This window comes from Streptomyces sp. CC224B (assembly GCF_030010595.1).
GTDB lineage: Bacteria > Actinomycetota > Actinomycetes > Streptomycetales > Streptomycetaceae > Streptomyces > Streptomyces longispororuber.
The window spans coordinates 22,301-42,606 of sequence record NZ_JASCXL010000080.1; the positions used below are offsets into that span (position 1 = coordinate 22,301).

15 protein-coding genes and 1 pseudogene are annotated in these 20,306 nt (G+C 74.8%); 10 read left to right on the forward strand and 6 right to left on the reverse strand.

Annotated elements, in window-relative coordinates; translation table 11 throughout:
- The first annotated feature begins 1,158 nt into the window (after window positions 1–1,158).
- The gene (locus tag QK440_RS28115; protein WP_282796036.1) at window positions 1,159–4,878 is read left to right on the forward strand and encodes an ABC transporter ATP-binding protein; all 3,720 of its coding nucleotides are present in this window, start codon (window positions 1,159–1,161) and stop codon (window positions 4,876–4,878) included.
- A gap of 127 nt (window positions 4,879–5,005) precedes the next feature.
- Here QK440_RS28115 and QK440_RS28120 read toward each other — a convergent pair whose 3' ends face one another.
- Complete coding sequence (locus QK440_RS28120) at window positions 5,006–5,551, reverse strand: hypothetical protein (RefSeq protein ID WP_282796020.1); 546 nt, start codon at window positions 5,549–5,551, stop codon at window positions 5,006–5,008.
- A gap of 177 nt (window positions 5,552–5,728) precedes the next feature.
- On the opposite strand from QK440_RS28120, the gene QK440_RS28125 reads away from it, so the two are divergent.
- Both QK440_RS28125 and QK440_RS28130 read left to right on the forward strand, forming a co-directional pair.
- Window positions 5,729–6,121 (forward strand): hypothetical protein, encoded by a 393-nt coding sequence (locus QK440_RS28125; RefSeq protein ID WP_282796021.1) that lies wholly within the window; start codon window positions 5,729–5,731, stop codon window positions 6,119–6,121.
- A gap of 193 nt (window positions 6,122–6,314) precedes the next feature.
- Window positions 6,315–7,748, forward strand: a complete 1,434-nt coding sequence (locus tag QK440_RS28130; protein ID WP_282796022.1) for a S28 family serine protease — start codon at window positions 6,315–6,317, stop codon at window positions 7,746–7,748.
- A gap of 122 nt (window positions 7,749–7,870) precedes the next feature.
- Here the strand turns inward: QK440_RS28130 and QK440_RS28135 are convergent, their stop codons facing one another.
- The 3 genes from QK440_RS28135 to QK440_RS28145 form a co-directional block, all read right to left on the reverse strand.
- Entirely contained in the window at window positions 7,871–8,494 is a 624-nt protein-coding gene (locus QK440_RS28135; RefSeq protein ID WP_282796023.1) for a hypothetical protein, read from the reverse strand.
- Between the two features lie 132 nt (window positions 8,495–8,626).
- On the reverse strand, window positions 8,627–10,375 hold the full coding sequence (locus QK440_RS28140; protein WP_282796024.1) for a glycoside hydrolase family 3 protein: 1,749 nt from the start codon (window positions 10,373–10,375) through the stop codon (window positions 8,627–8,629).
- A gap of 825 nt (window positions 10,376–11,200) precedes the next feature.
- Window positions 11,201–12,139, reverse strand: coding sequence for a LysR family transcriptional regulator (locus QK440_RS28145; RefSeq protein WP_282796025.1), 939 nt, complete (start codon window positions 12,137–12,139; stop codon window positions 11,201–11,203).
- Window positions 12,140–12,236: 97 nt separating this feature from the next.
- Here QK440_RS28145 and QK440_RS28150 point away from each other — a divergent pair, with 97 nt between their 5' ends.
- A complete protein-coding gene (locus QK440_RS28150) occupies window positions 12,237–13,160 on the forward strand; it encodes an EamA family transporter (RefSeq protein ID WP_282796026.1) in 924 nt (307 codons plus the stop codon).
- Window positions 13,157–13,849 (forward strand): MerR family transcriptional regulator, encoded by a 693-nt coding sequence (locus tag QK440_RS28155; protein ID WP_282796027.1) that lies wholly within the window; start codon window positions 13,157–13,159, stop codon window positions 13,847–13,849. The genes QK440_RS28150 and QK440_RS28155 overlap by 4 nt, the downstream gene beginning before the upstream one ends.
- Here QK440_RS28155 and QK440_RS28160 read toward each other — a convergent pair.
- Window positions 13,834–14,634, reverse strand: a complete 801-nt coding sequence (locus QK440_RS28160) for a sugar phosphate isomerase/epimerase family protein (RefSeq protein ID WP_282796028.1) — start codon at window positions 14,632–14,634, stop codon at window positions 13,834–13,836. The genes QK440_RS28155 and QK440_RS28160 overlap by 16 nt on opposite strands.
- A gap of 137 nt (window positions 14,635–14,771) precedes the next feature.
- Between QK440_RS28160 and QK440_RS28165 the strand changes: the two genes are divergently transcribed.
- Window positions 14,772–14,957 (forward strand): hypothetical protein, encoded by a 186-nt coding sequence (locus QK440_RS28165; RefSeq protein ID WP_282796029.1) that lies wholly within the window; start codon window positions 14,772–14,774, stop codon window positions 14,955–14,957.
- 64 nt (window positions 14,958–15,021) lie between these two features.
- Window positions 15,022–15,231, forward strand: a pseudogene (locus QK440_RS28170) (TetR family transcriptional regulator); the annotation flags it as partial.
- A gap of 418 nt (window positions 15,232–15,649) precedes the next feature.
- On the opposite strand, the gene QK440_RS28175 reads toward QK440_RS28170, so the two are convergent.
- Window positions 15,650–16,705 (reverse strand): LacI family DNA-binding transcriptional regulator, encoded by a 1,056-nt coding sequence (locus QK440_RS28175; protein ID WP_282796031.1) that lies wholly within the window; start codon window positions 16,703–16,705, stop codon window positions 15,650–15,652.
- A gap of 118 nt (window positions 16,706–16,823) precedes the next feature.
- Between QK440_RS28175 and QK440_RS28180 the strand changes: the two genes are divergently transcribed.
- Genes QK440_RS28180 through QK440_RS28190 form a run of 3 tightly spaced genes read left to right on the forward strand, consistent with a single transcriptional unit; the run spans window position 16,824 to window position 20,034 of the window.
- A complete protein-coding gene (locus QK440_RS28180; protein WP_282796032.1) occupies window positions 16,824–18,002 on the forward strand; it encodes a Gfo/Idh/MocA family oxidoreductase in 1,179 nt (392 codons plus the stop codon).
- Window positions 17,999–19,180 (forward strand): dihydrodipicolinate synthase family protein, encoded by a 1,182-nt coding sequence (locus QK440_RS28185; protein ID WP_282796033.1) that lies wholly within the window; start codon window positions 17,999–18,001, stop codon window positions 19,178–19,180. The genes QK440_RS28180 and QK440_RS28185 overlap by 4 nt, the downstream gene beginning before the upstream one ends.
- Window positions 19,177–20,034 carry a sugar phosphate isomerase/epimerase family protein gene (locus QK440_RS28190; RefSeq protein ID WP_282796034.1) on the forward strand — a complete coding sequence of 286 codons (858 nt, stop codon included), beginning with the start codon at window positions 19,177–19,179 and terminating at the stop codon, window positions 20,032–20,034. The genes QK440_RS28185 and QK440_RS28190 overlap by 4 nt, the downstream gene beginning before the upstream one ends.
- The last annotated feature ends 272 nt before the right edge of the window (window positions 20,035–20,306 follow it).

Below are 20,306 nucleotides of genomic sequence, written 5' to 3' on the forward strand. Positions count from 1 at the left end.
CCGCTGACGCGGCGGTGTTACCCAGCCGCCCACCTGTGCGGCCCCGGTGCAGGGCCCGGCCCCGACCTGGCGGCTTTCCGCTCGGTGGTCGGCTTTCCGCCGCTGCCGCGGCGATGTTTTCCCACCCGCCCACCCGTGCTGCCCTGGCGTTCGGGCGTCCGGCCCCGACCTGGCGGCTTCCCACCCGGTGGTGGGTGTTCGGCCGCTGCCGCGGCGATGTCTCCCGCTCGCCCACCCGTGCGGCCCCGGCGTTCGGGCGTCCGGCCCCGACCTGGCGGCTTCCCGCTCTGCCGCCTTTGCTGCCGCTTCGCAGCGGTGGGTTGGCTGTCAGCCCGTCCGGCGTTTGAGGACGAGCGCGCCAGCGCGATGCAGGAGCGGGCGGCAGGGAGCGGCGAGCCCGTCCGGTGGCCGAGGGCGACGCGCGCGTCAGCGCGGTGGGCGGGCGGGTGGCGGGAAGAGCCCGTCCGGGGCCGCGGGGCTGTGCCCGAGGGGGCGGGCGGGTGGGTGGGGGAAGAGCCCGTCCGGGGCTGCGCGGCTGCGGGCAAGGGGGCGGGTGGGTGGGAGAAGAGCCCGACGGTGAGCAAGGCCGAGGCACACCACGCCCAGAGCCCCACTCAAGCGCAGAGCCATCGTTTTGTTGCGGCGGGATGAAAAGCGCAGCGTCCCGTGTTGGGCCTCTCGGCAGGTCAGACGGTGGGAGGCGGACACGTGACGGAGCGGCCGGAGCAGCCGGAGCAGCGGAACCGGGCCGGGCAGCCGGAGGAGCCCGGGCCACGGAGCCAGGCTGCGCGGCCGAAGGAGCCCGAGCCGCAGAGCCAGGCGAAGCAAGGCCCGGCCGAGCGGCCGGAGCGAGCAGAGCGTCTCCGGCCTAGGAGCGAGGCGAAGCAGCCGCCGCAGCCCGAGTCGCAGAACGACGCCAAGCCGCCGAAGGCCCAGGCCCCGGTCGGCCAGCCCGAGGCCGGAAGCCGGCCCCAGTCGCCAAGCCAGGCCCACCCGCCGAAGGCCCAGGCCCCGGTCGACCAGCCCGAGGCCGGAGGCCAAGCCAAGCCGCCGCAGGCTCAAGGCCAGCCCGGCCAGGCCGGAGGCAGAGCCGGAGCTGACGCTGCGGTCGAAGCGCGGCCCACCCCCCAGGCCCAGCCGCCAAGCTGGGCCAAGCGGTTGTGGGCCTATGCCTGGCGGTATCCGAAGGACGTCGTGCTGGCGCTCGGGTCCTCGCTGGGCGGCATGGCCGTCATGGCCGTCGTACCGCTGCTCACCAAGGTCGTCATCGACGACGTGATCGGGGACCACAGCCGGGACATGGCGCCGTGGGCCGGGGCCCTGATCGGGGCCGCGGTGCTCGTGTACGTGATGACGTACATCCGCCGGTACTACGGCGGCCGCCTCGCCCTCGACGTGCAGCACGACCTGCGTACGGAGATGTACGACACGATCACCGCGCTGGACGGGCGGCGGCAGGACGAGCTGTCGACCGGGCAGGTCGTGGGCCGGGCCACCAGTGATCTGCAGCTGATCCAGGGGCTGCTGTTCATGCTGCCCATGACCATCGGGAACGTCCTGCTGTTCCTGATGTCCCTGGTGATCATGGCGTGGCTGTCGCTGCCGCTCACCCTCGTCGCGCTCGCCGTCGCGCCCGCGCTGATGTGGATCGCCCGCCGCAGCCGTACGAAGCTCCACCCCGCCACCTGGTACGCGCAGGCGCAGGCCGCCGCCGTCGCGGGCGTCGTCGACGGCGCCGTCAGCGGCGTGCGCGTGGTGAAGGGCTTCGGGCAGGAGGAGCAGGAGACCGGCAAGCTGCGCGAGGTGAGCCGCAGGCTGTTCGCGGGGCGGTTGCGGACCATCCGGCTGAACTCCCGCTACACGCCCGCCCTGCAGGCCGTGCCCATGCTCGGGCAGGTCGCGATGCTCGCGCTCGGCGGCTGGCTCGCGGTGGAGGGGAAGATCACGCTGGGGACGTTCGTGGCGTTCTCGACGTACCTGGCGCAGCTCGTGGGCCCTGTGCGGATGCTCGCCATGGTGCTCACCGTCGGGCAGCAGGCCCGCGCGGGCGCCGAGCGCGTCCTGGAGCTCATCGACACCCGGCCCGCGATCAAGGACGGGACGAAGGAGCTGCCCGCCGACGCCCCCGCGACCGTTGAGTTCGACGACGTGTCGTTCGGGTACGACGGGGGTAAGGTCCCCGTCCTGGACGGGCTCAGTTTCGAGATCCGGCCCGGCGAGACCCTCGCCGTCGTCGGCTCGTCCGGCAGCGGCAAGTCCACCGTCTCGCTGCTGCTGCCCCGGTTCTACGACGTGACGCGCGGGGCCGTCCTCATCGGCGGCCACGACGTGCGCGAGCTGACGCAGGAGTCGCTGCGCGCCGCCATCGGCCTCGTACCCGAGGACTCCTTCCTCTTCTCCGACACCGTGCGCGCCAACATCGCGTACGGCAAGCCCGACGCGACGGACGAGGAGATCGAGCGGGCCGCGGGCGCCGCGCAGGCGGACCGGTTCATCGCCGAGCTGCCCGAGGGCTACGACACGAAGGTCGGCGAGCACGGGCTCACCCTCTCCGGCGGCCAGCGCCAGCGCCTCGCCCTCGCCCGCGCCATCCTCACCGACCCGCGGCTGCTGGTTCTGGACGACGCCACCTCCGCCGTCGACGCCCGCGTCGAGCACGAGATCCACGAGGCGCTCCAGCAGGTCATGGAGGGCCGCACGACCCTCCTCATCGCGCACCGCCGCTCCACCCTGAACCTCGCCGACCGCATCGCCGTCCTCGACGACGGCCGCCTCGCCGCGATCGGCACGCACGCGGAGCTGGAGCGCACCTCACCGCTGTACCGGCGGCTGCTCACCGACCCGGACGAGCTGGGCGGCGTCTCGCCCGGCCACACCGCGCCCCGGACGGCGGACACCCCCGAGGACACCTCCGTACGCGACGAGCTGGACGCCGAGTTCGACGCCGAGCGCGGCATCACCCCCAGGCTGTGGACGGGCGACCGCGAGCCCAAGGACACCGCGCTGTCCGGCTCCCCGGCCACCCCCGAGCTGCTCGCCCAGGTCGAGGCGCTGCCGCCCGCCACCGAGACCCCCGGCATCGACGAGGCGCGCGCCGTCGCCCCCGAGGAGTCGTACGGCCTGCGCAGGCTGCTGCGCGGCTTCGGGGCGCCGCTGCTGCTCAGCCTCCTGCTCGTGGCCCTCGACGCGGGCATGGGCCTGCTGCTGCCCGTGCTCATCCGGCACGGCATCGACGAGGGCGTCACCCGGCTCGCGCTCGGCGCCGTGTGGGCGGCGTCCGGGCTCGCGCTCGCCGCTGTCGCCGTGCAGTGGGCGGCGCAGACCGCCGAGATCCGCATGACGGGCCGCACCGGCGAGCGCGTCCTGTACGCGCTGCGCCTGAAGATCTTCACGCAGTTGCAGCGGCTCGGGCTCGACTACTACGAGCGTGAGCTGACCGGGCGCATCATGACGCGGATGACGACGGACGTGGACGCCCTGTCCACGTTCCTGCAGACCGGTCTCGTCACCGCCTTCGTCTCCGTCGTCACCTTCTTCGGCATCATGGCCGCCCTGCTCGTGATCGACGTCCAGCTCGCGCTGGTGGTCTTCGCGACGCTCCCGCTGCTCGCCGTCGCCACGTACTTCTTCCGCCGGGCGAGCGTGAAGGCGTACGAACTGGCCCGCGAGCGTGTGTCCGTGGTCAACGCCGACCTCCAGGAGACGGTGGCCGGGCTCAGGATCGTGCAGGCGTTCCGGCGCGAGCGGACGGGCGGCGAGCGGTTCGCGGCCCACAGCCGCGCCTACCGCCAGGCGCGGGTGCGCGGCCAGTGGCTGATCTCCGTGTACTTCCCGTTCGTGCAGCTCCTGTCCTCGGTCGCGGTGGTCGCCGTGCTCGTCGTGGGCGCGCACCGCGTGGACGCCGGGACGCTCACCACCGGCGCGCTGGTGGCGTACCTGCTCTACATCGACCTGTTCTTCGCGCCCGTGCAGCAGCTCTCCCAGGTCTTCGACGGCTACCAGCAGGCCACCGTGTCGCTCGGCCGCATCCAGGAGCTGTTGCGCGAGCCCACCTCCACCAAGGCCCCCGACGAGCCGCTGGACGTGCTCTCCCTGCGCGGCGAGATCGCCTTCGAGGGCGTCGAGTTCGCGTACGGGGCCGACGGCGCGGTCCCGGCCGCGGACGCTCCCGGTGCCCCCGCGGGGGAGACCGCGCTCAGCGGCATCGACCTGCGCATCCCCGCGGGCCAGACCGTCGCGTTCGTCGGCGAGACCGGCGCGGGCAAGTCCACGCTCGTCAAGCTCGTCGCCCGCTTCTACGACCCGACGGCCGGCCGTGTCACCGTCGACGGCACCGACCTGCGCGCCCTGGACCTGACCGCGTACCGGCACCGCCTCGGCGTCGTGCCGCAGGAGGCCTACCTGTTCGCGGGCACGGTCCGCGACGCCATCGCCTACGGCCGCCCCGACGCCACCGACGCCCAGGTCGAGGCGGCGGCCCGCGCGGTCGGCGCGCACGACATGATCGCCACCCTCGAGGGCGGCTACCTGCACGAGGTCGCCGAGCGCGGCCGCAACCTGTCCGCGGGCCAGCGCCAGCTCATCGCCCTGGCCCGCGCCGAGCTCGTCGACCCCGACATCCTGCTCCTGGACGAGGCCACCGCCGCCCTGGACCTCGCCACCGAGGCCCAGGTCAACCAGGCCACCGACCGCATCGCGGGCCGCCGCACGACGCTGGTCGTCGCCCACCGGCTCACCACCGCCGCCCGCGCGGACCGCGTCGTCGTCATGGACCACGGCCGCGTCGCGGAGGACGGCACCCACGCCGAGCTGCTCGCGCGCGGCGGGCGGTACGCGGAGCTGTGGCGGACGTTCGTGGGGGAGCCGGTGGAAGCCTGACGGCCCGGCGGTCCGGCGGCCCGGCGTCCGATGCGGCCCGCCGGGCGCCCGGAGCCGGGCCGCCCGCGCGGTACGCGGCTCCGTACACGACTCGGTACGCGGCTTCCCGCCCGACTCGGTACGCGGCTCAGTACGCCGACTCGATGTCGGTGATCTTCCGCGTCGCGAGGTCGGACCGCACCGTCAGGTACGTGTACGTGCGCTCCTCGCCGGTGCCCCAGGTCAGCCGCACCGTGGACGTCGTCTTGCCCATGCCGCTGTCGCCCGCGGTCACGCGCCAGGCGGTGGGCACGTGCGCCGCGCGCAGTACGCCGTCCGCGTCGTGGCGCCGCTCCCAGACGGCGAGGCGGTCGCGCAGGTCCGCGGTCAGGTAGAAGTTCCGCAGCTCGGCGGCGGCCCGCGCGGAGCCCGCCTCGTCGGCCATGTCGACGTACGCGCCGTAGAAGTGCGCGACCCGCTCGTAGGCGGGGCCGGGGCTGCCGCTGCGCGGGGGCGCCTGGCCCGGCCCGTCGGCGGGGGCCGTCCCGGTCTCGGGGGTGGCCGAGACGGAGGACGGCACGGCGGCCGCGGCGGCGAGGACGACGGCGACGAGGGCGGCGCGGGGACCGAAGCGGCGGCGCGCCGGGCGTGACAGGTGCCGTGACGGGCGCCGTAACGGGCTTATCGAGGTCATGACAGACCCACCTTTCGCGTTCTGCTCCGTACTCGCGTTCTACTCCGTAGGGGCACGGGTATCTGCCGCGAGTTGTGTCAAACCTGAAAACTGGCAGGGACGATTCCGCAACCGTCGGATGCGTGTCCGGCGTCCGTACGTCAGTACGCTGATGCCGGTGTGACGGGAGGGCTCGTCGTGAACAGTGGTCGGATCCGGAGCCGCCTCGCGGCGGGTGCCGCCGCGCTCGCCGTCGCCCTGCTGTGCGCGCTCGCGGGTCCCGGCGCGGGCACCGCCCACGCCGCGTCGCCCTGCCCCGGCCACAAGATCCGCACCCTCGCCTTCGCCACCGGCAAGGTCGTCCTCTACAAGAAGCGCGGCTTCGTGTGCGCGGTGACGTACGCCAAGAACACCCGCGGCCGCAAGCCGATGGCGATCAGTGTGCAGGCGCGCGGCAGCCGCCCGGTGCGGGACGCGGGCCGCTACGTGCGCCTTGCGGGCCCGGTGAAGGTGCACGCGGGCCACCGCTGCGTATGGGTCAGGGGCAGCGTGAGCGGCCGCGGTGTCAGCACGGGCTGGACCCTGTGCTGAGGGAGCGCCGCTCCTGAGCCCGTGGCATCCCGAGGGCGCCCGTCCGTCCGCTCACCGGACGCCCCTGTCCCGTAAGTGAATGTTCCTGCCGGGGCGTTGGCGGCGTATCGCTCATATGCCCGCAATGCGGCCTGGTGTGCGGCCCGTTGCTCCGTTAGGTTCCGGGGAACCGCCGCGCCGACAGGGAGGACGCATGCGCAAGGCGCTCAGATGGGTGCTGTCGCTCACGGTGCTGATAGGCACCGCGGGCTACACCGGAACCACGGTGGCCACCGCCGACGAGGCCGGGACGCCCGCCACCGGCTCCGGGGCACCCGCCGCCACGACCGACATCAAGGACCGGCTCCTCGCGATCAAGGGCATGAGCCTCATCGAGGAGAAGCCGTACGACGGCTACCGCTTCTTCGTCCTGAACTACCGGCAGCCGGTCGACCACCGGCACCCCTCCAAGGGCACCTTCCAGCAGCGCATCACCGTGCTGCACAAGGACACCGCCCGCCCCACCGTCTTCCACACCTCCGGCTACGGCCTGAACACCAACCCGGGCCGCTCCGAGCCGACCCGCATCATCGACGGCAACCAGGTGTCGATGGAGTACCGCTTCTTCACCCCCTCGCGGCCCGACCCGGCGAACTGGAAGAAGCTCGACATCTGGCAGGCCGCCAGCGACCAGCACCGGATCTTCAAGGCCCTCAAGCCCCTCTACACCAAGAAGTGGCTGTCCACCGGCGCCTCCAAGGGCGGCATGACGGCCACGTACTTCGAGCGCTTCTACCCGCGCGACATGGACGGCGTGGTCGCGTACGTGGCGCCGAACGACGTGAACAACGACGAGGACTCCGCCTACGACCGGTTCTTCGAGACCGTCGGCACCAAGGAGTGCCGCACGAGGATCGAGGCCGCGCAGCGCGAGGCGCTGGAGCGCCGCAAGCCGCTGAAGAAGAAGTACGCCGCCTACGCGGCCGAGAACGACTACACCTTCCACACCGTCGGCACCCTCGACAAGGCCTTCGAGGCCGTCGTCCTCGACGTGAACTGGGGCTTCTGGCAGTACCAGCAGTCCACGACGGCCTGCGCGCAGGTGCCGGCCGCGGCGAGCGCGAGCGACCAGGAGCTCTTCGACTGGATCGACCGGGTCGGCGGCTGGTCCTCCTACACCGACCAGGGCCTGGAGTACTACACGCCGTACTACTACCAGGCCGGTACGCAGCTCGGCTCGCCCGACATCGAGCAGCCCTGGCTGGCCGATCTGAGCCGCTACGGCTACCAGCCGCCGCGGAACTTCGTGCCGCGTGAGATCTCGATGCGCTTCCAGAAGCACGCCATGAAGGACGTCGACCGCTGGGTGCGCACCCACTCCCACCGGATGATGTTCGTGTACGGCGAGAACGACCCGTGGGGCGCCGAGCCGTTCCGCCCCGCCCGCGGGGCGAAGCACGACTCGCACGTCTTCACGGCGCCGGGCGCCAACCACGGCGCGAACGTCGCCGGCCTCACCGCCGCCGACAGGGCCAAGGCCACGCAGCGCATCCTCGCCTGGGCCGGCGTGCCCGCGGCGAAGCCCGCGCCGTACGACGCGAAGCTGGACCGGGAGCGCCGCGACCGCCACAACTCGCTGCGGCCGTAGCCCGCGCGGGTGCGTCCCTGGCCCACCCCTTCCCGAACCGGGGGCTCCGCCCCGGACCCCCGGCTCGTCAAACGCCGGAGAGGCTGTTCCCAGCCTCTCCGGCGTTCTCCGTGGAGCCCCCGCTAGGGCAGCCGCACCGCGCAGCCCACCGGACGGGCCCCGCCCACCGCCACGTACAGGTCGGTGCCCGGCGCGCACGCCGCCCGCGTGCGGACGACGGCCGCCACCCGGTACTCCGGGCGCCGCCGGCCCGAGCCGTCGCAGGCGGTCTCCCGCACCTCGCCCCGCCCGGACCCGTACACGCAGTCACCGGCGACGGTGCGCGGCCCGCCCCCGCCGCCGGGGTCCCCGGGGTGCGGCGGCTCCAGGTTCCGCATGCAGGCGTAGCCCCGCGGCACCGCGCCGTCCCCGTCCTCGTCGGTGGCCGGGCGGGCCTGGCTGATGTGCAGGACGAAGTCGGTGCGCGCGGGGCAGGCCGGGCCCTCGCCGACGCGCCCGGTGTGGCGGGCGACGACGCGCGCGGCGGCCCGCTCGCTGCCGCACGGCACCTCCGTGACCCGCGCGCGCCCGCGCGACGCGCAGGCGTCGGCGCCGAGGAACACGCCACCGGTCCCGACGGGCCCGACGGTGCGCACCGGCTTCTCCGAGGCCGCCCGGGAGGCGCCCGGGCCCTGGCACCCCGTCAGCAGCAGGGCGGCGGCCAGCAGCGCGCCCCCGCACGCCGCCGTCGCCCCGGTCGCCCGCATGGCAGCCCCCCCGCTCCCCGGCCATGTGCACCCAGCGTGACCCCGGCGGGCGGGGCCACGCCAGGCGCTCCGGGGGCTTTGCGCTCGTTGGCGGCGGGGCCGGGCGCGGGCGGCGTACCGCCCGTACGCCCGTCAGCCGCCGGTGGCGTACGGCTCGTACGAGAGTCCGTGGCCGATCGGGTACAGCACCTGCCCGGGGTCGTCCGGGTGCGGCACGGGCACCGGCAGGCGTCCCTCGGGCCGGGCGCGGCCCGCGAGCACGCGGGCGGCGGCGCGCAGTTCGACGTCCGTCCAGGAGTAGGTGGCGAGGGCCGCGGTGGCCGGGGGGAGGTCCTGCGGGGTGCGGACCGCGAGCGTGACGACGGGCACGCCGGTCGCGGCGAGCGCGCTGACCAGGCCGTGCTGCGCGTCCCCGGCCGTGACGTCGTACGTGGTGACGAGCACCGCGTCCCGGCCCGCGGCGGCGGCGACCGCCGCCTCGACGGCCTCCTCCGCCGGGGCGGAACCGGTGCTCAACGCCTCGGCGCGGAACCCCAGTTCACTCAGCGCGGTGGCGAGAACGGCGGTCGGCGGCCCGGTCGTGCCGGTCGGCGACACCGGGTCGGCGCCGACGACGAGCAGGTTCGCGTGGCGGTCGGGGGACAGCGGAAGCAGCCCGCCGTCGTCGCGCAGCAGCGTGGTGGTGCGGTCGGCGATGCGGTCGGCGGCGGCGAGGTGGGCCGCGCCGCCGACGGCCTCGTCCAGGCCGTCCAGCGGCACGTACGGGTCCGCGAAGAGGCCGAGCTTCGCCTTGAGCTCCAGGACGCGCAGCACGGACGCCTCCAGGCGCTCCTCGCTCAGCTCGCCCTCGCGCACGGCCCGTACGACCGCGTTCCAGGCGAGTTCGGGCCGCGGCGGGTTCAGGAGCTGGTCGACGCCCGCCTTGAGGGCCAGCACGGCCACCCGGTCGTCGCCGTACGTGGTGCGCACGCCCCGCATGGACAGCGAGTCCGTGACGATCAGGCCGTCGTGGCCGAGCTGCTCGCGCAGCACGCCGGTGACGATCGGGTACGAGAGCGTGGCCGGCTCCAGCGCCGGGTCGAGGGCGGGGACGACGATGTGCGCGGTCATCACCGCGTCGACCCCGGCGGCGAGCGCCGCGCGGAACGGCGGGGCGTCCAGTTCCTCCCACTGCTCGCGGCTGTGGTGGATGGTCGGCAGCGCGCTGTGGCTGTCGGTCTCGGTGTCGCCGTGGCCGGGGAAGTGCTTGGCGGCCGAGGCGATCCCGGCGGCGCGGAAGCCCTCGATCTGCGCGGTCACGAAGTCCGCGACGGCGTCGGGTCCCGCGCCGAACGACCGTACGCCGATGACGGGGTTGGCCAGGTTCACGTTCACGTCGGCGGACGGCGCGTAGTTCTGGAGGACGCCGAGCGCGCGCAGCTCGGCCCCCGCGATGCGGGCCGCCTCGCGCACGTCGTCGCGGGACCCGCCCGCGCCCAGCGCCATCGCGCCCGGCAGCAGCGTGGCGGGCGCCCCGACGCGGGCGACGACGCCGTGCTCCTGGTCGATGGTGAGCAGCAGCGGCACCCCGGGCGACTGCCCGAGGGCGGCGCGCTGCACGTCGTTGGAGAGCGTGGCGAGCTGGCGCGGGTCGCGGGTGTTGTGGGCCCAGCCGAAGTAGATGAGCCCGCCGGGCCGGTACTTCGCGACGGCCTCGGCGGCCGTGCGGACGCCCAGCTCCCGCTCGTTGGCCTCGATGTCGGCCGGGTCCGGTTCGGTGGCGTGGTGCCCGTACACGTGCAGGACGAAGAGCTGGCCGACCTTCTCTTCGAGGGTCATACGGGACACGAGGGAGCGGAGGTCCGCAGGGGCTTCAGGGGCACTGTGGGAGTCGTGAGGCACCTGCCCACGGTGATCCCGAGGGGTGCGGCGGGTCAAGGGCCGGGCGGTACGGACCGGTTGCCGATGGGGATCGCTACGGGGTGCACGGCAGGGGCCCCCGCGCCCGCGAGGAGCCCGCCGCGCGCTCAGGGGCGCGGGCAAGGGGCCGCCACCGGCGCTAGGGAGGGGGCGCACCGGCGGCGGCGCGCTGCCGGCCGCGGGCGGCGGAGAGGGTGGTCAGCGGTCGCAGCCAGCAGCGATGCCGACACCGCCTCGCGGTGACTCTCCGACAGCGTGTTCGTTGGACGATCGGGCCGCCGTCCGGGTTCCCCGGAGCGTCCGGATGGTGGGAAGTCGGGGCGGACGGGGGCCGTGGGGCTGGGGGTGTCGGTCGCCGTGGCGCCGGGTCTGGCTGAGGGGTTCCGCTCGGGAGGGGGCGGGCGGCGGTCGGCGTACGGCGCAGGGCAGTGGGTGTGCGCGGTCGGCGGCTGGCGGAGGGCAGGCGGCGGTCGGCAGACGAAGGTCGGCGGACGGCAAGCGGCAAGCGGCGGTGGGCGGTCGGCAGGCGGCAGTCGGGTGGCGACGTATGGCGGTCGGCACGCGACGTGCGGCAGACGGCAGGCGACGCGCGGTAGACGGCAGACGAAGGTCGGCAGGCGGCAGGCAGCGGTTGGCGGTCGGCAGGCGGCAGGCGGCGGAGGGGGTGGTCGGGGGTCGGCAGACGTGCGGCATACGGCGGGCGGCAGACGACGCGCGGCATACGGCGGGCGGCAGGCGGCAGGCGGCAGTCGAGTGGCGACGTACGGCGGTCGGCAGGCGACGTACGGCATACGACGTGCCGCGGACTCAGCCCCCCATCCCGTCGAAGAGTGGTGGCGCGGGGGCGCACACGCGGGGCCAGGTCGCGCGCAGTACCCGTACCGTCTCGGCGATCGCGGGTCGCCGGACCGCGCCCGTCCGCCACATCGCGTACAGCCTGCGTACCGGCAGCGGGTCGAGGCGCACGGCCGCCACGCCGGGCGGCAGCGGCCCCCGGCCCAGGCGGGGGGCCACCGCGATGCCGAGTCCGGCGGCGACGAGGGCGATGATCGTCGGGTTCTCCTCGGCCCGGTGGGCGATGTCCGGCTCGCACCCGGCGGCACGCATCGTGCGCACCAGCCAGTCGTGGCAGACGCGCCCGGCCGGCTGCGCGATCCACCGCTCGCCCTTGAGCTCGGCCCGCCGGACCGCGTCACGGCCGGCCAGCGGATGGCCCTCCGGTACGAGGAGGTCGCACAGGTCGTCGCCGATGACGGCCTGCTCGACGCCGGGCGGGGCGGGCAGCGGGGCGATGTCCCAGTCGTGCGCGACGGCGAGGTCCACCGCGCCCTTGGCGACGAGGTCGACCGACAGGTGCGGCTCCACCTCGGTCAGGCGCGCGTCGAGCGCCGGGTGCAGCCGGGCGAGATCGGCGAGGACGCCGGGCAGCAGCCCCCGCGCCGCCGAGGCGAAGGCCACGACGTCCAGGCGCCCGGCCGGGACGCCGCGCCGCTCCTCCAGGTCCGTCTCGGCGCGCTCCATGATGGCGAGCAACTCCCGTGCTGTGGCGGCAAGATGGAGCGCCTCCTCGGTGAGGGCGACGCCCCGGCCGCGCCGTTCGAGCAGGGTGGTGCGGGTCTCCCGCTCCAGCTTGGCGATCTGCTGCGACACCGCGGAGGGGGTGTAGCCGAGCGCGGCCGCGGCGGCCCCCACGGACCCGTGCACGGACACCGCGTGCAGCGCCTTCAACCGCCCCAGATCCAGCACGGGACCCCCACCCCTCCACACACCTAAGCAGCTCTAAACCCAATCATGAAGAAATCCGCGCTGGTGCTACACACTTCCGGGGCGTGATCCTCGACGCATGCGTCCGTCCCACATCTGCCTCGCCGTGCTCGTCACCGCCGTCTGGGGCGTCAACTTCGTCGTCATCGACATCGGCCTCGACCACTTCCCGCCGCTGCTCTTCTCGGCGCTGCGGTTCCTGGTCGCGGCGCTGCCCGCCGTGTTCTTCGTCGGCCGCCCCAAGGTGGCCTGGAAGTGGCTGATCGGCGTGGGCCTCGCCCTGGGGGTGGCGAAGTTCGGCCTGCTGTTCATCGGCATGGACGCGGGCATGCCGGCGGGCCTGTCCTCGCTGGTCCTCCAGGTGCAGGCGGTCTTCACGGCGCTGTTCGCCTTCGTCTTCCTGCGGGAGGTGCCCTCGCGCGTCCGCGTCGCGGGCATGGCCGTGGCCCTGGCGGGCATCGGCGTGGCGGCGGTCGACGAGGGCGCGTCGGGCCCGCTGACCGCCTTCGGTCTGACCGTGGTGGCCGCCGCCTGCTGGGGTGTGTCGAACGTCCTCACGCGCAAGGCGGCGCCGCCCGACGCGCTGAACTTCATGGTGTGGGTGAGCACGGTGCCGGTCCTGCCGCTGGCGGCGCTGTCCCTCCTCTTCGAGGGCCCGGACCGCGACCTCGAAGCGCTCCGCTCCCTGGACCTGCAGGGCGTGGCGGCCCTCATCTGCGTGGCCTGGGTGGCGACGGTCTTCGGCTTCGGCGCCTGGGGCTATCTGCTGCGGCGCCACCCGGCGTCGGCGGTGGCGCCGTTCACGCTCCTGGTGCCGGTGTTCGGCATGACGTCCTCGGCCCTGTTCCTGGGCGAGTCGGTGAGCGGCCTCCAGCTGTGCGCGGGGGCGCTCCTGGTGGCTGGCGTGGCCCTCACGTCCCTCGCGCGCCCGGCGCGCCGGACCGAGGAGGCATACGCTGCACCGGTGCCCGCCCCGACGAAGGAACCCGCCGCCCCGGTATGACCCGAGCCCTGCGCCCCATCGATCTGGCCCGACTGGCGGGCGTCTCCACCCAGTTGGTCCGCGACTACGCCGACGCGGGCATCCTGCCGCCCGCCGAGCGCACCCCGTCCGGCTACCGCCGCTTCCACCGGGCGCACGCGGACGCCCTGCTCACGTACCGGGCGCTGGCCAGGGGCTTCGGCGCGGAGACGGCCCGCGGGGTGATGCGGGCGGTGCACGCGCGCGACACCGCCGCCGCCCTGGCGCTGGTGGACGGCGCGCACGCAACACTCCACGCTCGCCGCGAGGCCCTGCGGGCCACCGCCGAGGCCCTGGAAACGATCACCGACGAACCCGCCCCGAGCCCACGGTCTCCCCTCACCGTCGGCGAGGCCGCCGCCCACGTAGGCGTACGCCCGTCAGCACTGCGCGTGTGGGAAGCGGCGGGCCTGCTCACCCCGGCCCGGGACCGCGGCACCCGCTACCGCCGCTACCACGCCGCCGACGTCCGCGACGCCCGAGTGATCAGCCTGCTCCGCCAGGCCGGCTACCTGCTGCCCCGCATCCGCCCGGTCCTGGACGACCTGCGCGCGACCGGCTCCAGCGAGGCCCTGCGCGCGGCCCTGGCGGAACACTCCCGGACCCTGACCCGCACCTCCCGGGCCGCACTGGAAGGGGCGAGCCGCCTGCACGCCTACCTGGGCGACTGACCGGCCTCGCTCAGCAGCCGGGCGAGGAACTCCCGGCCCCGGCCCAGCAACTGGGGCAGCGGCGCGGCGCCCTCGTACCACCGCTTCTCGTACTCCCAGCACAGCCAGCCGTCCCACCCCTGCCGGGTGAGCGCGTCCACGCACTCGGCCAGCGGCAGCACCCCGTCCCCCAGGGCCAGCGGAGTGGTGTCATCCACACCGGCAACGTCCTTGACCTGCACATATCCCAGGTAGGGCCCGAGCGCGGCGAGCGTCTCGGCGACGTCCTCGCCCCCGAGCCACGTGTGCAGCAGATCCCACAGGGCGCCGGTGTGCAGATGCCCCACGGCACCGAGGACCCGCGCGGCGTCCGCGCCGGTGCGGTGCGAGTCGTGGGTCTCCATCAGCACCCGCACCCCCGCGTCGGCGGCGTGCTCGGCGATCACCCCGAGCCGCCGCGCGGCCACCTCGTCGGCGTCCGCCTCCTCACCTCCGGGGAACACCCGCACGAACGGCGCCCCCAGATCCCGCGCGAGCTCCACGAGCCCGCGCACCTCCTCCACCACCGCGGCGTCCTCCCCGGGAGCGGCGACCCGCGCGTACCCGGCGACCCCCGCCACGGCCACTCCCGCGGCCTTGAACGCGGCGGCCACGTCGGCCCGCTCGGCGAGCCCGAGGCCGGGGTGGACGGGTTCCTCCGGATGCGCCCGCAACTCGACACCGTGGTAGCCGTACGTGGTGGCGAGTCCAAGGACGTCCGCGACGGGCAGGCCGGGCACACCGAGCGTGGAGAAGGCGAGTTTCATGGCGAGGGCCTGCCCCCGAACCCGCCCACCAAACAGCCCGCACACCTCCCCCCACCCCCACTTGAGACTTTCACCCCACCGCCCCACCACCACGGACCGAAAGTCCCCACTCCCACTTCAATGGAACGATGGAAGGCATGAGATTCCACCTCCAGGTCGAACTCGACGACGCGGCGACCCCCGAGACCACCACCCGCGAACTGTCGCGGATCCTGCGCTACTGGGCGGGCAACCTCCACCACTACGACCTCGCCCCCGGCACCACGGAGGACATCCACGACTCCTCGTACGCCAAGAGGGGCACCTGGACGATCACCGACTGACACGGCCCAGGCGCTGACGCGCCTAGCTGTGGAAGGTCGTGGTCAACTCGAGCGGAGCCCGCTCGCCCGGGAGCAGAAGCTGCGCATGGTGACGCTGATCGCCGACTTGGTGACGGAACTCGGCTGCCGCGACCCCCTCCTGCTCGCCGAACAACTGGCCACGCTCGCGGACGGCGCGGCCAGCCGCGCCATGGTGCTGGACGATGCCGACTACGGCCGACACGCGCGGGCGGCGGCGGAAGTCCTGCTCGACCAGGCCCTGCGCGAAACCTGACCGGCACGGGCTCGTACACGAGCACCGACCGACACCGTCGGACGCCGACGAAACGGAAGGGGCCGCGGCGGTATGTCCGCCCGCAGCACAGCAACGACACCGCCCCGCACGAGGAACCGCCCCGCGCACATGACGGCGAGGACGGACATACCGCCGCGGCCCCGCCCCAAGGGCGACGCAGGCGAGGGCAACGGCGGGAAAGGCAAGGAACGCACCGCAACCACAGGGAAGCGGCGGTAAGGGAAACGAACGCACCGCAGCCGAGGGCGGCGACGGGAAAGGCAACGAACGCACCGCAGCCGAGGGAAACGGCGAGGAAGGGAAACGAACGCACCGCAGCCGCAGGGCGAGGCGGACGAACGCACCGCAGCCGCAGCCCGCAGCCGCAGCTTCAGAGGACAGTGCCCACCCCCGCCCCTCACCCCCTTGAGCCCACACCCCCCGTGGACCCCCGCACCATCAACTCCCCCTGAATCGTCGCGATCCCCCCGGGCGGCTCCTCCTCCCGCCCCATGGCGACCCGCCCGGCCCGCGCCCCCGCCCCGGCGAGGGGCAACCGCACGGTGGTCAGCGCCGGCACCGCGTCCACGCTGAACGGCAGGTCGTCGAAGCCCGCCACCGACACGTCCCCGGGTATCGACAGCCCCCGGTCCCGCAGCGCGGCACACGCGCCCAGCGCGACCGTGTCGTTCGCGGCGACGACGGCCGTCAACGACGGCTCGCGCCGCAGGAGTTCGACCGTGGCGTCGTACCCCGAGCGCCGGTCGTACGGCCCGTGCAGCGTCAGCCGGGGATCGTCGGCGACCCCGGCGGCGGCCAGTGCCTCCCGGTGCCCCTCCAGCCGGTGCCGCGTGGTGGTGCGCCCCACGGGCCCCGCGATGTACCCCATGCGCCGGTGCCCGAGCCCCAGCAGATGCTCGGTCAGCCGCCGCCCGCCGCCGCGGTTGTCGAAGGTGAGGGCCACGGCGTCCGGCGCCCCCTCGGCCGGAGGCCGCCCGCACAGGACCACGCGCGACCCCGCCTCCCCGAGCCGCCGCAGCTTCGCGCCGATGGCGGCCACGTGCTCCGGGTCCTCACTGGCCCCGCCGGTGAGGACCACGGCGGCGGCCCGCTGCCGCTGGAGCAGCGTGAGATAGGTGAGCTCGCGCTCGGCGGAGCCGCCGGTGTTGCAGACGACGGCCATCCGCTCACCCCCGGCCCGCCCGCCCGGCCCGCCGATCTCGGACTGCACGGCACCGGCGATGATGCCGAAGAAGGGGTCGGCGATGTCGTTGACGAGGATGCCGACCAGGTCGGACGTGGCGGCGGCGAGGGAGCTGGCGGGGCCGTTGAGGACGTAGTCCAGCTCGTCCACGGCGCGCAGCACGCGTTCGCGGGTGGCGGCGGCGACGGGGTAGTTGCCGTTCAGCACGCGGGAGACGGTGGCAGGGGACACCTGGGCACGAGCCGCCACGTCCGCCAGGGTCACGGTCATCCACTGTCCTCCGGTGGTCTTGTACGAACGTTGCCCGCAGGCTAGCTTCTCCCCAGTAGTAAGCGCTTGCTATGCCTGCTCGCCCCACGGAGGAACACGTGACGCGACGGAGGAGCACGTGACACGTACGACGGTCCGCGTCGCCATGAACGGGGTGACGGGACGGATGGGCCACCGCCAGCACCTGGTCCGCTCCTTGCTTGCGCTGCGCGAGCAGGGCGGCCTCGACCTGGGCGACGGCAGGGTCCTGTGGCCGGAGCCGGTGCTGGTGGGCCGCAGGGAGGCGGCGCTGCGGGCGCTGGCGGACCGCTACGGCCTGGAGCACTGGTCGACGGAGCTGGGGGCGGTCCTCGCGGACCCCGCGGTCGACGTCTACTTCGACGCCCAGGTGACCGCGGCGCGGGAGGAGGCCCTGCGGGCGGCGATCGCGGCGGGCAAGCACGTCTACACGGAGAAGCCGACGGCGACCACGCTGGCGGGCGCGCTCGACCTGGCGCGCCGGGCGCGGACGGCGGGCGTCCGGCACGGCGTGGTCCAGGACAAGCTGTTCCTGCCGGGCCTGCGCAAGCTGAAGCGGCTGGTGGACGGGGGCTTCTTCGGCCGGATCCTCTCCGTGCGCGGGGAGTTCGGCTACTGGGTGTTCGAGGGTGACTGGCAGCCCGCGCAGCGGCCGTCGTGGAACTACCGGGCGGAGGACGGCGGCGGCATCGTCGTGGACATGTTCCCGCACTGGGAGTACGTGCTGCACGAGCTGTTCGGCCGGGTCCGCACGGTCCAGGCGCTGACCGCGACGCACGTCCCGCAGCGCTGGGACGAGCGGGGCAAGCCGTACGACGCGACGGCGGACGACGCGGCGTACGGCATCTTCGAGCTGGAGGGCGGGGTGGTCGCGCAGATCAACTCCTCCTGGGCGGTGCGGGTGCACCGGGACGAGCTGGTGGAGTTCCAGGTGGACGGCACCGAGGGCTCGGCGGTCGCGGGCCTGCGCACCTGCCGCTTCCAGCACCGGGCGGCGACGCCGAAGCCGGTGTGGAACCCGGACCTGCCCTCGCCGCACGCCTTCCGGGAGCAGTGGCAGGAGGTGCCGGACAACGAGGGCACCCTCGGGGGCGGGGGCACGGCCGAGCCGGTCAACGGCTTCAAGGCGCAGTGGGAGCTGTTCCTCCGGCACGTGTACGCCGACGCGCCGTACCGCTGGGACCTGCTCGCGGGCGCCCGGGGCGTGCAACTCGCGGAGCTGGGGCTCCGGTCGGCGGCGGAGGGGCGCAGGCTGGTCGTACCGGAGGTGAGCCTGTGACGGGCGCGGCCGGGGCGGCGGAACCGCAGCGGACGGAACCGCAGCGGACGGAACCGCAGCGGACGGAACCGCAGCGGACGGGCCCGCAACGGACGGGCCCGCGGTCCCGCACCCTCCTCGCCGCCGCCCACATCGTCGCCGACCCGCGCGCGGACGTCTCGCCCGACGACCCCGCGGCCGTCGACTGGGACGCCACGCTGGCCTTCCGCCGCCACCTGTGGGCGCACGGCCTGGGCGTGGCCGAGGCGATGGACACCGCGCAGCGCGGCATGGGCCTGGACTGGGCGGGCGCGCGGGAGCTGATCCGGCGCTCGGCGGCGGAGGCGAGGGCGGTGGGCGGCCGCATCGCGTGCGGCGCGGGCACCGACCAGCTCCGGCCGGACGCGGCCCCGCCCACCCCGGCGGAGGTGCGCCACGCGTACGAGGAGCAGCTCGCCGTCGTGGAGGAGGCCGGCGCCCAGCCGGTGCTGATGGCGTCCCGGGCCCTGGTGAGGGCGGCCCGGGGCCCCGACGACTACCTGCACACGTACGGCGAACTCCTGCGCCAGGCCGCACGGCCGGTGATCCTGCACTGGCTGGGCCCGATGTTCGACCCGGCCCTGGAGGGCTACTGGGGCACGCACGACCTGGACGCGGCCACGGACACGTTCCTGGAGGTCGTCGCCGCCCGCCCGGACAAGGTGGACGGCGTGAAGATCTCCCTGCTCGACGCGGACCGCGAGAAGGCCCTGCGCCGCCGCCTCCCGCCCGGCGTCCGCTGCTACACGGGCGACGACTTCCACTACCCCGAGCTGATCGAGGGCGACGAACACGGCCACAGCGACGCCCTCCTCGGCGTGTTCGACCCGCTGGCCCCGGTGGCGGCGCGGGCGGTGCGGGCGCTGGACGCGGGCGACCCGCGGACCTTCCGCGCGCTGCTCGACCCCACGGTGGAGCTGGCCCGCCACCTGTTCGCGCCGCCGACCCGCTACTACAAGACGGGCGTGGTCCTGCTCGCCTGGCTGGCGGGCCACCAGGACCACTTCACGATGGTCGGCGGCCTCCAGTCGGCCCGCTCGCTGCCGCACCTGAGGACGGCGTACGAACGCGCGAGCGCGCTCGGCCTGTTCCCCGACCCGGACCTGGCGGAGCACCGTATGCGCGCCCTGCTGACCGTCCACGGGGCGGGCACCCGATGACGGCGCCGGGCCCCCGCGCCCCGGCGGAGCTGAGCGTCAACCAGATGACGGTCAGGCAACTCGCGCTGCCCGACCTGGTCACCGCCTGCGCGGACCTCGGCGTCCGCGGGGTCGGCCTGTGGCGGGAACCCGTCCGGGCGTACGGCGTCGAGGCCGCGGCCGCGCTCGTGCGCGCGGCGGGCCTGAGCGTCACCACGCTGTGCCGGGGCGGCTTCCTCACGGCCATCGACCCGGCACGGCGCGCCCACGCCCTCGCCGACAACCGCGCGGCCGTCGACGAGGCCGCGGCGCTCGGCACCGCCACGCTCGTGCTGGTCTCCGGCGGCCTGCCGCCCGGCGACCGCGACCTGGCGGCGGCCCGCGCCCGCGTCGCCGACGCCCTCGCGGAGCTGGCGCCCTACGCCGCGGCCCGGGGCGTGCGCCTGGCCGTCGAGCCCCTGCACCCCATGTACGCCGCCGACCGCTGCGTGGTGTCCACCCTCGACCAGGCCCTGGACCTGGCCGAGCCGTTCCCCGCCGGGCAGGTGGGCGTGTGCGTGGACACGTACCACGTGTGGTGGGACGACCGGGCACCCGCCGCCGTCGCCCGCGCCGGGGCGGCGGGCCGCCTGCACGCCTTCCAGCTCGCCGACTGGACGACGCCGCTGCCGCACGGCGTCCTCACCGGCCGCGGGCAGCTCGGCGACGGCGCGGTCGACCTCCGCCGCTGGCGCCGCCTGATGGTGGCGGCGGGCTACACCGGGCCGGTGGAGGTGGAGCTGTTCAACGAGGAGCTGTGGGCGCGGGACGGCCGCGAGGTCCTCGCGGAGACCGTCGCCCGCTACCGGGCCCACGCCCGGACGCCCGCCCGCTGACTCGTCCGAGCCCCCGCCCGCTGACGCTTCCTGAACTCTTCCGAGGTGATCCGGAACTCTTCCGAGGTGACTTTCCGAAGTCGTGCAACCCTTCTCCGTCGCCGGGTGTCGTAGTAGGTGCCGGTCGCCCCGGAGGGGGGAACCACGAGGCACCGGCGAGGGAGGGGAAGACGAGGGGGGCCCGGGCCAGGGCCCGGGCCCCCCCCACCCCCGAAGGCCCCCCCCCCCGGGGGCGCGCGCCCCCCACCCCCCCCCCCCCCCCCCCCCCCCCC